Annotated in this window: 15 protein-coding genes; 12 read left to right on the top strand and 3 right to left on the bottom strand. The window is 71.8% G+C overall.

What is annotated here, in order from left to right; genetic code table 11:
- Positions 1-20: 20 nt before the first annotated feature.
- On the bottom strand, positions 21-1,229 hold the full coding sequence (gene xseA / locus ABZ910_RS11505) for an exodeoxyribonuclease VII large subunit (protein ID WP_361362062.1): 1,209 nt from the start codon (positions 1,227-1,229) through the stop codon (positions 21-23).
- Between the two features lie 154 nt (positions 1,230-1,383).
- Here xseA and ABZ910_RS11500 point away from each other — a divergent pair, with 154 nt between their 5' ends.
- Positions 1,384-2,418, top strand: coding sequence for a 4-hydroxy-3-methylbut-2-enyl diphosphate reductase (locus ABZ910_RS11500; protein WP_361362060.1), 1,035 nt, complete (start codon positions 1,384-1,386; stop codon positions 2,416-2,418).
- Between the two features lie 30 nt (positions 2,419-2,448).
- Positions 2,449-3,252 (top strand): polyphosphate--glucose phosphotransferase, encoded by an 804-nt coding sequence (gene ppgK / locus ABZ910_RS11495; RefSeq protein WP_361362058.1) that lies wholly within the window; start codon positions 2,449-2,451, stop codon positions 3,250-3,252.
- 46 nt (positions 3,253-3,298) lie between these two features.
- Here ppgK and ABZ910_RS11490 read toward each other — a convergent pair whose 3' ends face one another.
- The gene (locus tag ABZ910_RS11490) at positions 3,299-3,823 is read right to left on the bottom strand and encodes a DUF6542 domain-containing protein (RefSeq protein WP_361362056.1); all 525 of its coding nucleotides are present in this window, start codon (positions 3,821-3,823) and stop codon (positions 3,299-3,301) included.
- 184 nt (positions 3,824-4,007) lie between these two features.
- Between ABZ910_RS11490 and ychF the strand changes: the two genes are divergently transcribed.
- The 9 genes from ychF to ABZ910_RS11445 all read left to right on the top strand — a co-directional run bounded on the left by ychF (position 4,008) and on the right by ABZ910_RS11445 (position 11,820).
- Complete coding sequence (gene ychF, locus ABZ910_RS11485; RefSeq protein ID WP_361362054.1) at positions 4,008-5,096, top strand: redox-regulated ATPase YchF; 1,089 nt, start codon at positions 4,008-4,010, stop codon at positions 5,094-5,096.
- Between the two features lie 157 nt (positions 5,097-5,253).
- The gene (locus ABZ910_RS11480; RefSeq protein ID WP_361362052.1) at positions 5,254-5,505 is read left to right on the top strand and encodes a type II toxin-antitoxin system VapB family antitoxin; all 252 of its coding nucleotides are present in this window, start codon (positions 5,254-5,256) and stop codon (positions 5,503-5,505) included.
- A complete protein-coding gene (locus ABZ910_RS11475) occupies positions 5,502-5,918 on the top strand; it encodes a PIN domain nuclease (RefSeq protein ID WP_361362050.1) in 417 nt (138 codons plus the stop codon). Before ABZ910_RS11480 ends, ABZ910_RS11475 begins: the two co-directional genes overlap by 4 nt.
- 210 nt (positions 5,919-6,128) lie before the next feature.
- On the top strand, positions 6,129-6,437 hold the full coding sequence (locus tag ABZ910_RS11470) for a hypothetical protein (RefSeq protein ID WP_361362048.1): 309 nt from the start codon (positions 6,129-6,131) through the stop codon (positions 6,435-6,437).
- A gap of 148 nt (positions 6,438-6,585) precedes the next feature.
- Entirely contained in the window at positions 6,586-7,338 is a 753-nt protein-coding gene (locus ABZ910_RS11465) for a GntR family transcriptional regulator (protein ID WP_361362046.1), read from the top strand.
- A gap of 288 nt (positions 7,339-7,626) precedes the next feature.
- A complete protein-coding gene (locus ABZ910_RS11460; RefSeq protein ID WP_361362044.1) occupies positions 7,627-7,818 on the top strand; it encodes an SPOR domain-containing protein in 192 nt (63 codons plus the stop codon).
- Between the two features lie 35 nt (positions 7,819-7,853).
- The gene (locus ABZ910_RS11455) at positions 7,854-8,264 is read left to right on the top strand and encodes a (deoxy)nucleoside triphosphate pyrophosphohydrolase (protein ID WP_361362043.1); all 411 of its coding nucleotides are present in this window, start codon (positions 7,854-7,856) and stop codon (positions 8,262-8,264) included.
- A gap of 173 nt (positions 8,265-8,437) precedes the next feature.
- Positions 8,438-8,869, top strand: coding sequence for an ATP-binding protein (locus tag ABZ910_RS11450; RefSeq protein ID WP_361362042.1), 432 nt, complete (start codon positions 8,438-8,440; stop codon positions 8,867-8,869).
- 362 nt (positions 8,870-9,231) lie between these two features.
- Positions 9,232-11,820, top strand: a complete 2,589-nt coding sequence (locus ABZ910_RS11445) for a SpoIIE family protein phosphatase (RefSeq protein ID WP_361362040.1) — start codon at positions 9,232-9,234, stop codon at positions 11,818-11,820.
- A gap of 37 nt (positions 11,821-11,857) precedes the next feature.
- Here ABZ910_RS11445 and ABZ910_RS11440 read toward each other — a convergent pair whose 3' ends face one another.
- Complete coding sequence (locus ABZ910_RS11440; protein ID WP_361362038.1) at positions 11,858-13,441, bottom strand: hypothetical protein; 1,584 nt, start codon at positions 13,439-13,441, stop codon at positions 11,858-11,860.
- A 154-nt stretch (positions 13,442-13,595) separates the two neighbouring features.
- Here ABZ910_RS11440 and ABZ910_RS11435 point away from each other — a divergent pair, with 154 nt between their 5' ends.
- Complete coding sequence (locus tag ABZ910_RS11435) at positions 13,596-14,732, top strand: hypothetical protein (RefSeq protein ID WP_361362036.1); 1,137 nt, start codon at positions 13,596-13,598, stop codon at positions 14,730-14,732.
- Positions 14,733-14,796: the final 64 nt, after the last annotated feature.

The following is a 14,796-nucleotide window of genomic DNA, read 5'->3' as shown; positions in this document are numbered from 1 at the left end:
ACGAGAACCCCGTACGGGACCTACGCCTCGACCCGTACCGTGAACTCGCCCTCGGCGACCCGCGCCCGCAGGGTCTCGGCCGCCGTCACCTCGTCCGGATCGCGCACCACGTGCCCGTCGGACTTCTGCAGCACCGCATACCCGCGCTTCAGCGTCGCCGCGGGGGAGAGGGCCACCACGCGCGCGTGCGTGTGCCCCAGCTCGGAGTCGGCGCGGTCGAGGAGGTGGCCGAAGGTGCGCCGCCCGCGCTCGAGCACGGACGCGACATGGTCGGCACGCACGTCGATCATCCGGTGCGGATCCTCGATCGAGGGCCGGGCGAGGGCGTGGGACAGCCCCCGCTCCTCCCGCTCGACGAGCGCCCGCACACACCGCCGCGCCCGGTCCCGCATCATCCGCACCCGCTCCAGCTCCTCGCCCACGTCCGGTACGACCTTCTTCGCGGCGTCGGTCGGGGTGGAGGCGCGCAGGTCGGCGACGTAGTCGAGGAGCGGGGTGTCGGGCTCGTGGCCGATCGCGGAGACGACCGGCGTCCGGCATGCGGCGACCGCGCGCACGAGCTGCTCGTCGGAGAAGGGCAGCAGATCCTCGACGCTGCCGCCCCCGCGCGCGACGACGATCACGTCCACCTCGTCGAGCGCGTCGAGCTCCTTGACGGCCTGCACGACCTGCGGCACCGCGTGCACGCCCTGCACGGGGACGTTGCGCACCTCGAAACGGACGGCGGGCCAGCGATGCCGGGCGTTCTCGAGCACGTCCCGCTCCGCGGCGGAGGCCCGTCCGCAGACCAGGCCGATGAGCTGGGGCAGGAAGGGCAGCGCCTTCTTCCGCTCGGCCGCGAAGAGCCCCTCGGCCGCCAGCGCCTTCTTCAATCGCTCCAGCCGGGCCAGCAGCTCGCCGACCCCCACGGGCTTGATCTCGACGGCCCGCAGCGACAGCTGCCCGCGCGGGGCGTACCACTCGGGCTTGGCGTGGACGACGACGCGCGCGCCCTCGGTCACGACATCGGCGACGGCGTCGAACACCTGCCGGTAGCAGGTCACGCTCACCGAGATGTCGTACGACGGGTCCCGCAGCGTGAGGAACACGACGCCCGCGCCGGGCCGCCGCGACAACTGCGTGATCTGCCCCTCGACCCACACCGCCCCGAGCCGGTCGATCCAGCCCCCGATGAGCCGCGACACCTCACCGACGGGCAGGGGGGCGTCCGCGGACGTGTTCACAGCCATGCGCCCGAGCGTAATGGCCGGTACCGACAATGGACCCACGTCGATGCCGCACCGCGCGCGGGCGCGGGCGCCCCTGCCGTCCCGCGTGTGGGCACGGCGGGACGCGCCAATCCGACCGGACGTGTGATCTTCCGCCGTCCGAGGCGGCCTTACGATGGGTGGCATGACTGCTTCGCCTGGCCGCCGTGTCCTGCTTGCCGCCCCCCGAGGCTATTGCGCGGGTGTGGACCGCGCCGTGATCGCCGTCGAGAAGGCCCTGGAGCAGTACGGGGCCCCGGTCTACGTCCGCCACGAGATCGTCCACAACAAGTACGTCGTACAGACCCTGGAGAAGAAGGGCGCCGTCTTCGTCGAGCAGACGGAGGAGGTGCCGCCGGGCAACATCGTGATGTTCTCGGCGCACGGCGTGGCCCCCGTCGTCCACGAGGAGGCCGAGCGCGGCCGTCTCACCACCATCGACGCCACCTGCCCGCTGGTCACCAAGGTCCACAAGGAGGCCGTCCGGTTCGCCAACGAGGACTACGACATCCTCCTGATCGGGCACGAGGGCCACGAGGAGGTCATCGGCACCTCCGGCGAGGCCCCCGAGCACATCCAGCTGGTCGACGGCCCCGAGGACGTCGCCAAGGTGGAGGTCCGTGACCCGTCCAAGGTCGTATGGCTGTCGCAGACCACCCTCTCCGTCGACGAGACCATGGAGACGGTCGACGCGCTGCAGGGGAAGTTCCCGCAGCTGATCTCCCCGCCGAGCGACGACATCTGCTACGCCACGCAGAACCGCCAGCTCGCGGTGAAGCAGATGGGCGCCGAGGCCGAACTGGTCATCGTGGTCGGCTCCCGCAACTCCTCCAACTCCAAGCGGCTCGTCGAGGTCGCCAAGCTCGCCGGCGCGCGCGAGGCCTACCTCGTGGACTACGCGAGCGAGATCGACGAGGCCTGGCTGGACGGCGTCACCACGGTCGGCGTCACCTCCGGCGCCTCCGTTCCGGAGGTCCTGGTCGAGGAGGTCCTGGAGTGGCTCGCCGAGCGCGGCTACGGCGACGTCGAGCTCGTCAAGGCGGCCGAGGAGTCCATCACCTTCTCGCTGCCCAAGGAGCTGCGCCGCGATCTGCGCGAGGAGGCGGCGGCACTGGTCGCGGAGCGCGGCGGTTCGGGCGCCTCCGACGCCTCCGGCGCACCCGAAGAGTGACTGGCGGTCCCGCGTCGTAACGTAGGGCCCATGCAGATCTTCGGCGTGGACATCGGCGGATCCGGGATCAAGGGCGCCCCTGTGGACCTGGACAGGGGCGACCTGGCCCAGGAGCGCTGCAAGGTATTCACCCCGCACCCGGCGACGCCCGACGGCGTGGCCGACGGCGTGCGCGAGGTCGTGGAGCACTTCGGCTGGCGGGGCCCGGTCGGACTGACCTTCCCCGGCGTCATCACCGGCGGAGCCATCGTCCGCACCGCGGCCAACGTCGACAAGGGCTGGATCGACATGGACGCGCGTGCGCTGTTCAGCGACCGGCTGGGCGGCCTCCCGGTCACCGTGATCAACGACGCGGACGCGGCCGGCGTGGCCGAGATGCGCTTCGGCGCGGGCCGCGGCCGCAGAGGCACGGTCATCGTGCTCACCTTCGGCACCGGCATCGGCAGCGCCCTCTTCGTCGACGGCGCCCTCGTCCCGAACACCGAGCTGGGCCACCTGGAGCTGCACGGCCACGACGCGGAGAAGCGGGCCTCCAGCAAGGTCAAGGAGGACGAGGACCTGTCGTGGGAGCGCTGGGCGCGGCGCGTCCAGAAGTACCTCGCCCACCTGGAGATGCTGTTCTCCCCCGAGCTGTTCATCTTCGGCGGCGGCGTCAGCCGCAAGGCGGACAGGTTCCTGCACCTCATCGAGGGCATCAAGGCGGAGATCGTCCCGGCGCAGCTGCAGAACAACGCGGGGATCGTGGGAGCGGCGATGCTGGCGTCGAAGGACGCGTACGGCGGGCTGAGCGGGCAGAGCGCGCAGAGAGGGCAGGACGCCGGCGGCGACCGTTAGGCGATCCCGTCAGGAGATTCCGTCGGGAGATTCCTCCAGGTGATGATCACGCCCGCCGTCGGCGCCTCACCAGCCTGATCCTCCGTACGATCGCGATCACGCCGGCGACGAGCGTCCCCCCGTACAGCCACCCGGCCTGGGTGGCCAGCGCGGTCGCCAGCCCCATCAGCCGGCCCGCGGACCCCCCGCCGCCGTCGGCGACGGGGACCAGCCCCACGGCGAACGCGATCGGCACGACGACGGGAGCGGTCATCAGGTCGCTCCCGCGCAGCCATAGCGCGGTCAGCGCGCACACCGGCAGGAACAGCACGCCGTACGCGGTCAGGGACGCTCCGAACAGCAGCTGGTCGAGACCCCCGAGCAGAAACATCAGCACCACGCTGAACAACCCCCCGCCGAGCCCGGTGAGCCGGGGGTTCGGCATCCGCCGCCGGGGCCGTACCGCGGGCACCGGACGCGAGGCGGGTGGCCGCAGGCCGGCCGGCCGACGTCTGGCCTGGGGCGGCAGGGGCGCCGAGGGCCTGCCGCGTCGCGGTCCGGGCTGCGGGGGTCGGGTCCTGTACTGCTCCACTGGACCAACTTAGGTCGGTTTATGTGCCGAATAGCCCCTCAGACACGCCGTTGAGCAGAGCTTGCCCGGTGGTTCGAAGCGGCCGCCGGGTCCGGGCCCGATACGCCGTAAACTGGTGGATCGGCCAGTCCCCTGGCCCTCTCGCCCAGTCCCCTGGCCCTCTGACGTAACGGGAAGTCGCAACGTGTCGCTCACGATCGGAATCGTCGGTCTGCCGAATGTCGGCAAGTCGACCCTGTTCAACGCCCTGACCAAGAACGACGTGCTGGCGGCCAACTACCCGTTCGCCACGATCGAGCCGAACGTCGGCGTGGTCGGCGTCCCCGACGCCCGCCTCACCAAGCTGGCCGAGATCTTCAGCTCGCAGCGCGTCCTCCCGGCGACCGTGGACTTCGTCGACATCGCGGGCATCGTCCGCGGTGCCTCCGAGGGTGAGGGCCTGGGCAACAAGTTCCTGGCGAACATCCGCGAGTCCGACGCGATCTGCCAGGTCATCCGCGCCTTCAAGGACGAGAACGTCGTCCACGTCGACGGCAAGGTCTCGCCCAAGGACGACATCGAGACGATCAACACCGAGCTGATCCTCGCCGACCTCCAGACGATCGAGAAGGTCCTGCCGCGCCTCCAGAAGGAGTCGCGCATCAAGAAGGACATCGCTCCCAAGGTCGCCGCGGTCGAGGCGGCGAAGGAGATCCTGGAGAAGGGCGACACGCTCTTCTCGGCGGGCATCGTCCAGGGCTCCGGCAACGAGGAGCTGCTGCACGACCTCCACCTGCTGACCACCAAGCCGTTCCTCTACGTCTTCAACGTGGACGAGGACGAGCTGATGGACGAGGACTTCAAGAACGAGCAGCGCGCCCTGGTCGCCCCGGCCGAGGCGATCTTCCTCAACGCCAAGCTGGAGGCGGACCTCGCCGAGCTCGACGAGGAGGACGCCATGGAGCTCCTGGAGTCCGTGGGCGCCGAGGAGCCCGGCCTCGCCACCCTGGCCCGCGTCGGCTTCGACACCCTGGGCCTGCAGACCTACCTCACGGCCGGCCCCAAGGAATCCCGCGCCTGGACCATCAAGAAGGGCGCGACCGCCCCCGAGGCCGCCGGTGTCATCCACACCGACTTCCAGAAGGGCTTCATCAAGGCCGAGGTCATCTCCTTCGCCGACCTGGTCGAAACGGGCTCGGTCGCCGAGGCCCGCGCCAAGGGCAAGGCGCGCATGGAGGGCAAGGACTACGTGATGCAGGACGGGGACGTGGTGGAGTTCCGCTTCAACGTGTAGCGGGTGATCTACTACTAGGCCGCCGATCTAGCAAACATGCAGGTCGGAAGGGGTCCGACTCTTCGGAGTCGGACCCCTTCGTTTTAAGCATCCTGATGTCATTTCTGAGTCTGAATTGATATCGTCGTTGTGTCGTCGGGCTGTGGAGGGCTGACTGATGGCCAGGACTGTGATCGATCTGGACGACGAGATCGTCGAGCAGGCGATGCGGCTGTACGGCGTGAAGACCAAGGCCGCAGCGGTACGGGCGGCAATGGAGGAGGGGGTGAAACTCCGGCTGCGCCGGGAGCTGTTCGATGCCATTGACGAGGGTGAGTTCGAGGACGGGTTCGCGGAGATCCGGTCGCAGACGGGGCCGCGGAATCCGGACGGCTCACTGAAGCGCGAAGGCGGGGCCTCGGCGGCGTGAAGGGGCGCTACCTCATCGATAAGTCCGCGCTTGCCCGCCGGGGTGAACCGCCGGTGCGGGCGCGGCTGGATGCGCTGGACCACGACGGGCTCCTGGCGGTGTGCGCCCCGACCGAGTATGAGGTGCTGTACTCGGCGCGCGGAAAGCCCGAGGCGCTGCGACTGCGTACCCTGCTCCGCGGTTTCGACCACCTGCCCTGCAATGACGAGGAGCTCGAGCGGGCACTCGAGATCCAGGCCCTGGCTCTGCATGCCGGCTTCCACCGGGCGCTGTCGCTGGCCGACGTCCTCATCGCTGCAACCGCCGAGCGGCATCGGGCCACGGTCCTGCACTACGACGGCGACTTCGACATGATTGCTTCGGTGAGCGGGCTGCAAGCCGAGTGGGTCGTGGAGCCCGGCACCGCCGACTGAGCGGGGAACTCCGCGTGCCGTGCCAGCGCGTGCCTCTATGGGTGAGGGCAGAGCTTGCGCGCCGTCGGCCGGGCCGTCGCGGACCTGCTCAACGGCATCGTGCGGGTGCTGGGGCTGAACTCAGGCCGAGGCCGCCCATGTCCTCAACGCCGCCCTGGACGCCGCGCCCGACGCGGACTACGTCGAGGACGACCCGCCCGGACACAAGGCGTGGGCCGGGCGGGTCGCGGCCGCGCTCACCCGGCGTCCCGGATCCTGCGCGGGCGCGACTGGCCGACGGACGCGCGGCAGCCGGTCGCCGAGCTCGCGGACGGCCTCGACCAGGCCCGGAAGGAGTGGGCGAAGGCCGCCGCCGCCCCGGACACCGACACCTTCTACGTCCACTACGAGAAGGGCTTCAAGCTCCTCGCCCCGGAGACGACGGTCACCGCGCGCAAGGCTCTGGGCCTCGCCACGACCCCACCGTCCGACGACCGTTACGACGGTGACGGGGGAGACGGTGCGGGAATGGAGGTGTGACGAGGGCCCGTACTGGGGAGAAAGTGCCTGCGCAAAGCCCTTTCCCGAGGCAAGTCATCACATCGAGTGATTCTCTGGCCTTTACTTGCACGTATCAACCACCGGTTGCCACGCTGTTGCTGTCTGTACAAGCTGATGGGAGCGGCCAGTGACTTTCGGTGAGCAGCCGGCGTATCTGCGTGTCGCAGGAGACCTCCGCAAGAAGATCGTCGACGGTTCACTCCCACCCCACACCCGCCTCCCCTCCCAGGCGCGGATCCGTGAGGAGTACGGCGTCTCCGACACGGTCGCGCTGGAGGCCCGCAAGGTGCTGATGGCCGAAGGCCTGGTCGAGGGGCGATCCGGCTCGGGGACGTACGTCCGGGAACGACCCGCGCCCAGACGTGTCGCCCGCTCCGGCTACCGGCCGGACGGCGGGGCCACACCGTTCCGGCAGGAGCAGGCCGACGCCGCCACGCGCGGCACCTGGGAGTCCGGCAGTGAGCAGGCCGAGGCGAGCGACGTCATCGCGGAGCGGCTCGGCATCCGGCCCGGCGAGCGCGTGATGTGCACCAAGTACGTGTACCGGGACGCCGGTGAGGCGATGATGCTCTCCACCTCCTGGGAGCCCCTCTCCGTCACCGGCCGTACGCCCGTGATGCTGCCGGAGGAGGGCCCCCTCGGCGGCATGGGCGTCGTCGAGCGCATGCGGGCCATCGACGTCATCGTCGACAACGTCACCGAGGAGGTCGGCGCCCGCCCCGGCCTCGCCGAGGAACTGCTCACCCTGGGCGGCGTGCCCGGCCATGTCGTCCTGGTCATCCAGCGCACCTACTACGCCTCCGGCCGTCCCGTCGAGACGGCCGACGTGGTGATCCCCGCCGACCGCTACCGGGCGGCGTACCACCTTCCCGTGAAGTAGCGCACAACCCCCGGCAGTCGGCCCCGCGACCGTGCCGCTCCGCGCGCGTGCGCGAGCCGGGGGAATTCGGTCGTCTCCGCAGGTGACGGGCGTGCCCGCGGTATGGCCGCGGCCGGATGGGGTGGGCGGGCGGACGGCGCACTCGTCATTGTGCGCCCCGTCGTTCTGGCTGGTTGCGTACCTCTTTGTGAAAAGCCGTATTCGCAGCGTGAAGGTTGGGCGTACGCTCGGGCATATGCGGATTGCGGTTTCCTCGGCGGGTGGGGTGACGGGCAGGGGAGGGGCGAGATGAGCGACGGCACGGCTTCCTTCCCTTGGCTCGTCATACGGCAGGACGACAGCGGCAATCGCTACCGCGTGGGCAGGTACGCGACGCGGGCCGAGGCGCAGAAGATCGCCGACAGCCTCGCGGACCGTCGGCACAAGCAGCTCTACTGGGTCGAGCGCATCCGCCCGGGCGGGCGCGGTACGCGCAACTGACCCGCCCGCCCCGGCGCTCCCGTAGGCTCCGGCGTATGACGGAACGGATCGTGGTGGTCGGAGCCGCCCTGCTCGACGACGGACACCTGCTCACCGCGCGCCGCAGCGCACCCCCCGAGCTCGCCGGTCGCTGGGAACTGCCGGGCGGCAAGGTCGAACCGGGTGAGACGCCCGAGGACGCCCTGGTACGCGAGCTGCGAGAGGAACTCGGCGTCGATGCCGAGGTCGTCGAGCGAGTCCCGGGGGAGTGGCCGCTGAAGCCGCCGTACGTCCTCCAGGTGTGGACCGCCCGCCTGCGTCCCGGCTCCGCCGCCCCCCGACCCCTCCAGGACCACGACGCGCTGCGTCGCCTCGCCCCCGGCGAGATCTGGGACGTGGACTGGCTCGACCAGGATGTCGACGCCGTGCGTCAGGTGGCGAGCCGTCTCGAAGCCGGGGCCCGCTGACAGTCGTAGCCGGTGCCCGCTGAGAGTGACGCAGGGGGCTGCCGAGGGCGAAGCCGAGGGTCACCGACAGCTCTGCGAGGGCTGTGTACGCCGTTCGTGCCACAGTGCGCCGTCATGGGCGGTACCGCCCCGGGGATATCGGGTATGTGCCCATTAACCCCACGAAACCGGACATGGGTGAGCTCGCAGCCTGGGAAGTGATCGGCGTGATCGACACCGAAGGCGACTGCGCCGAGTGGACCTTTCCCGCGGTCCCGGGCGCCGTGCGCACCGCCCGCGCCGCGGTCCGCACCCAGCTGCGCGGCTGGGAGCTCGACAGCCTCGCCGATATGACGGCGCTGCTGGTCAGCGAGCTGGTGACCAACTCTCTGCGGCACGCCACGGGCCCCATCGGTGTACGTCTCGTGCGCCCCGCCGAGCAGGACGACGGTCTGCGGGTCGAGGTCTCCGATCCGCTGCCCGACCCGCCGCGTGAGCGTGCCGCGCGTCCCGACGACGAGAGCGGACGCGGCCTCCAGCTCGTCGCCAGCACCTCGCGCCGCTGGGGCACCCGGCCCGGGGACACCGGCAAGACGGTCTGGTTCGAGCTGGCCGTTCCGGGGTGAGGGGAGCAGGGGGGAAGGCGGAGGGGGGTGGTTCCCGGGTGGTCGGGGGTGACGGTGGTCACCGGTGGTCGCCGAGTGACGATCTCGCGTATGCCCGGTGAAGTGGGTGTATGCGGCCGTTCCGTCAGCCGGTGGCCGGTTCGGATCGGTGGCGGTTGTCGGCGCAGGTGGTTCGAGGGCGTGTTCCCTGGTTAGAAGACTGGAAGTGTTGTGAGAGTCCGGTCGCAGCCAGGTCCGAATACCGCCTGGAGCACGCTGTGATCGTGAACACCGTGTTGTGCGGCGTCGTAGTGCTGGATACTGCGGGCAGCCGCCTTTCGGTGACCGGTGCCGGACGCGGTGAGCTGGAGGGGACGGTTCGCGTGAGCGAGATACCAGCGAAGGCCACGGAGTCCGAGGACCCGTCGGACGGCGCAAGGGCGGAGGCCGCGGAGGTCACCGCGGCACTCGGCGACGCCATGTGGCAGAGCAGTCCGCCCGGCTCGATCTACGACTACATCAAGGTGGCGTCCTTCTCCATCGGCCCCGGCGGCCTCGTCGACCAGTGGAGTCTGCGCGCCGAGCAGATCTTCGGCATCCCCGCCGAGCGGGCCGTCGGCAAGGACCCCATCGAGGCCTTCATCGACCCCGACCTGCGCGAGCGCGGCCAGCGGAAGATGGCCGAGATCCTCGACGGGCGCGAGTGGACCGGCGTGGTCCCCTTCCGGATGCCGGACGGGACGGGCGGCAGGCGCGGCGAGGAAGGGCTCGCCGAGGTCTACGTCATGCCGACCCGGACCGCGGAGGGCGAGAGCGCCGCCGTCTGCATCGTGGTCGACGTCCGTACGCTGCGCAGCATCGAGACCGACCTCGCCGCCTCGCAGTCGATTTTCGGTCAGTCTCCCTTCGGCTTCCTGCTGATCGACCCCAGCCTGCGGATCCGCCGCGTCAACGAGCAGTTCGCCTCCACCTTCGGCGGCACACCGGACGACCACCTGGGCAAGGGCGTCCACGACTACCTGCCGCGCGGCGAGGCCGAGCGGGTCGCCGCCACCCTGCGCCGGGTCCTGAAGACCGGCGACTCGGTCACGGACATGCACGTCACGGGCTTCTCACCCGAGTCGGACGGGCGCCGGCACTGGTCCATCAACCTCTACCGCGTGCACAGCGGCAGCGGCCGCCCCATCGGTATCGCCTGGCTCGGAATCGACATCACGGACCGCCGGGCGGCCGCCCGCGAGGCCGCCGCCGCACGGCGCAATCTCGCCCTTCTCAACGAGGCCGGCGCCCGCATCGGCACCTCCCTCGATCTGGAGACCACCGCCCGCGAACTCCTCGACGTCGTCGTCCCCGGCTTCTGCGACCTGGCCACCGTCGACCTCTACCAGGGCCTGCTGTCCGGCGACGAGACCCCGCCCGGGCTCGCCGACGGCAGCGCCGAACTCCGCCGCGTCGCCTTCGCCAGCGCGGTCGCCGACGCCCCCTTCATCAGCGACGAACCGCCGGTCGCGGTGGGCGCGGTCCACCACTACCCCTTCAACTCCCCCTGCGCGGACGCCCTGCGCACGGCCCGCCCGCAGCGCGTTCCCGCCGAGGAGGGGGGCCTCGTCCAGTCCACGCTGGCCGTTCCGATGGTCGCCCACGACACGGTCGTCGGACTCGCGCAGTTCTCCCGTACGAAGGGCAGCGAACCCTTCGGCGACCGCGACCGGGACCTCGCGGTGGAGCTGGCGGCACGCGCCGCCGTCTGCATCGACAACGCCCGCCTGTACCGGCGTGAGCACGAGCGCGCGCTGATACTGCAGCGGTCCCTGCTGCCGCCCGGCGACCCGGAGGCCTCCGGCCTGGACATCGCCTGCCGTTACCTGCCGGGCAACGCGGCGACCGAGGTCGGCGGCGACTGGTTCGACGTGATCGAACTGCCGGGGCACCGCACCGCGTTGGTGGTCGGCGACGTGATGGGCCGCGGCCTGCGTGCCGCCGTGGCGATGGGTGAACTCCGCACGGCCGTCCGCACCTTGGCCCTGCTGGACCTGGAACCGGCCGAAGTCCTCTCGGCGCTGGACGAGATCGCCCGGGGCCTCGGCGCGCCGGGCGGCATCCAGCAGCCGACCCGCACGGCCCGCCAGCCGCGCGCCGCGGACCTCTCCGAGGTCTACCTGGCCACCTGCGTGTACGCGGTGTACGACTCGGTGACCAGGAAGTGCACCTTCGCGAACGCCGGCCACCTGCCGCCGGTGCTCGTGGAGCCGGGCGAGGCGGCGCTGATGCTGGACGTGCCGCCGGGGATGCCGCTCGGCGTGGGCGGCGAGCCCTTCGAGGAGGTCGAGGTCGAACTCCCGGAGGGAGCCCTCCTCGCCCTCTACACCGACGGCCTGGTCGAATCCCGGGACCACCCGCTGGACGAGGGCCTCCAGGCGTTCGTCGGCGCGCTCACCGACCCGACGCAGCCCCTGGAGGACGTCTGCGACCACGTCCTCAACACGCTCGACACCCACCACGGCGAGGACGACATCGCGCTGCTGATGGCCCGCGTCCAGGGCCTGCCCGCCGAGTCCGTCGGCGACTGGACCCTGCCGCGCGAGCCGCGCAGCGTGGGCCGGGCCCGCGAGTACGCGCGCGCCCAACTGCTCAGCTGGGACCTTGAGCCGCTGGTCGACACCACGGAACTCCTGGTCAGCGAGCTGGTGACCAACGCCCTGCGCTACGGCGAGGGCGACATCAGACTCCGCCTGCTTCTGGACCGCACCCTCGTCTGCGAGGTCTGGGACGCCGGCCTGGTCCAGCCGCGCCGCCGCCGCGCCCGCGACACGGACGAGGGCGGCCGGGGTCTGCAACTGGTCGGCCTCCTCAGCGCGGCCTGGGGCTCCCGACGTACCCACGAGGGCAAGACGGTGTGGTTCGAACTGCCCCTCCCGGACGGCGAGAACGGCCTGACGGACCCGGCGGAGGCGTTGCTGAGCCTGTTCTGACGGTGCCGGACCCGGGGCCGGCGCAGTGGTTCTCGGGTTACTCCTCGGGCAGCCTGAGGCGCCCCCGCGTCTGCGGCCCGCCGAAGCCGGCCGGGGGGCCTCCGTCCGGTTCCTCGGCGAGGAGGATTCCGCCGAGGACGGCGCCGGCGAGGCCGCTCGCGTGCTCGGCGGGACCGGCGTACGGGTTGCCGTGCGCCCGTACGTCCCGCTCCGCCAGCTCCCGGGCCTCCCGGGCCAGTTCGTCGGCGGCGGCCGTACCCTCACCCTCGTCGCCGGCGAGCAGCCGCTCCGCCTCCGCCAACCGCGTGCGGGCCCCGGCGCCCACCGCCCCCCGATGCGTGGTCACGAAGTCCCCCGCGGCGCCCGTGGCACTCCGGGCGACGAGCCGTGCGGCGACCGGCACCGCGCCGGCGCGCCCCACCCCCAGCGCCTCGACCACCCGCGCCACGCGCCGCAGCACGTCCAGCGGGGCGTACGCCCCACCGGCCACCTCCTCCCTTACGGCACCCAGCACGACATCGGCACGCGCCACCCGCGCGCGGAGCTCACCGACCGGTATCCGCGCGGCCTTTCCTGCCGTGGGTCCGTCGGTCTGCGGGGGGCCCGTCAGCCGCCTCCGCGCCTCCGCCACCCCGGCCTCCGCATCCTTGAGCGTGGCCGGTACCAACGCCGCCGCCTCGCTCGACTCCCGCCCCAGCCGCTCGACTCCGCTCACGAAGACGTCCGCCTGCGCCACGGCGCCCTCGGCGGCGCGCAGATGGCGTACCGCCCGCACGACCGCCTCCGAATCGGCCGTCTGCCCGGCCCGGTCGAGCTCTGCCGAGGCGAACCGCAGGCGGTCCTTGGCCTGTTCGACGTAGCCCAGGACCGGGGCGACGGCCGAGGATCCGTATTGCTCACCCAGCTCGGTGAGCGTCGTCTCCGCATCTGTGGCCCGCCCGGCGACGTTTTGGAACCGGGCTTCAGCGGCTGCCGACGCCTCACCCAACCCGCGCTCCAGATCCCGGAGTTGATCGAACCTCCCCGCCTCCGCGTCCAGCCGGCGCCCGGCCTCGGCGCACCGTCCGACCATGCCGACGAGCGCCTGCCTCCGGGTGACGTCGTCCGCCGGAGCCCCCTGCTCGTACCGCAGCCGCAGCGCGAACGCGGCCGACAGTTCGGTCTCCGCCGCCCGCAGGGCCCGCTCGAAGGGTGCGACGGCCGTCGTCCCCAACTGTTCCTGCGCGAAGCCGAGTTCCTCGCGGCTGGTGCGCACGCTGTCGTCCGCCGTGATCAGGGCCGCCCGGGCCTGCCGCTCGGACTCGGCCGGTGACGGCTCCGGCGGCCGCTCGGACACCACACCGCCGCCGGGCGTCGTACGGGTCCGGGCCCGCCGGGTGCGCCGTACATACCCGTACGCCGCCAGCGCACCCGCCGCCCCCACGACGACGAGCGGCAGGACGAAGTCGACGGGAGAGGTCTCGTCCTGCTCCGGCGGCGCGACCGGGGCGACGGCCACCGCCCCGCCGGGCTTCGCGGGGACGGGGACGGGAAGAGGAACCGAACCCCCGCCGCTGACCGTCATCCCCGGCAACATCAGCCACGCGAGCCCGATCACGCCACCCAGCACGGTGTGAGCCACCCGCACGGATATGTGCGACCTGGCGCGCCGCGGCCGGCCCCGGATCAAGGATGACGTCACATTCCGGAGCGTATGGGCGGGTGAGCAGCTGCGCGACCGGGGTGAATGCGCGCGGGGGACGGCCGTGAGCGTGCTACGGGAAGAGGGGGCGGGGATGGCGGCGGGACCCACACAGCAGCCGACCGGGCAGCCGACGGGAGAGGTCGCAGAGCAGCCGGTCCGGCAAGGGGCGGCACCGGCACGGCGCCGCCGGCTCACGTGGGTCAGGCGCATCGCCCTCGGTCTGGTGCTCGCGCTCCTTCTCCCCACCCTCGCCGCCGAGACCGCCCTCCGTGTGAACTACACCGGCGACCCGGCGGACGGCACGTACACCCGGCACAGGGACGCGATCTGGCTCGGCCACGCCTGGGTCGACGGCCGTAAGCGCGACGCCGACGTCAAGGCCCTCGCCCGCCGTCTGCGCGGCACCGGCATCCGCGACCTGTACGTCCACTCGGGGCCCCTGGAACACAACGGCACCCTCCCGGAATCGGCTTACCCGAAGGCCCGTTGGCTGATCGGGGCCGTGCACCGTGAACTCCCCGGTGTCCGCGTCCAGGCGTGGCTCGGCGACGTGCTCGCCAGCGAGGGGCCGGTCGGTCTGCGCCTGGAGCGGGCCGGGACCCGCGCGGCCGTCGTCCGCTCCACCCGCCGGATACTCGCCGCCGGCTTCGAGGGCGCTCACTTCGATCTGGAGCCGCTCCACTCGGGCAACCGCGACTACCTCGCCCTCCTCGACGACCTGCGCCGCGTCACCCGCGCCTTCCCCCAAGCTCTCGGCTGCGCTCGAGCAGGGGGGACCCCCACCGCCCTGCTCTCCGTCGCCGCCCACCAGATCGACCCGCTGCCCGGCTTCCACTCCTTCTGGGGCGCGACGGTCAACCACCCCAAGTGGTGGTCGCAGGCGTACTTCGGGCAGGTGGCCCGCCGCGTCGACCAGATCGCCGTCATGTCGTACGACACCGGGCAGCCCCTGCGGAGCCTGTACGGCGGCTACGTCGCCCAGCAGACCTCCCTGGCCCTGGAGGTCACCCCGGCCACCACCGACCTCCTCATGGGCCTGCCCTTCTACTACGAGAACGACATCGGCCACTGGGGTCACGCCGAGACCGTCCCGGCCGCCGTACGGGGCGTCCGCCTGGGCCTGTCCCGCACGGACGCGGACCGGGCCCGCTTCGGTGTGGCCCTGTACGTGGACTTCGCGGCCACGGAGGAGGACTGGGCCGCCTACCGCGAGGGCTGGGCTCCTTGACGGAATCCATACGCGGCATCGCGGCGTACACCCTGGCGCGGACGCCGACTCGGGCGGACCATGA

Origin of the sequence: Streptomyces sp. NPDC046805 (assembly GCF_040645355.1) — a bacterium.
In the GTDB taxonomy this organism is placed as follows: domain Bacteria; phylum Actinomycetota; class Actinomycetes; order Streptomycetales; family Streptomycetaceae; genus Streptomyces.
Note: the sequence above shows the minus strand (reverse complement) of the source record. Positions and strands in the feature narration are given on the sequence as shown.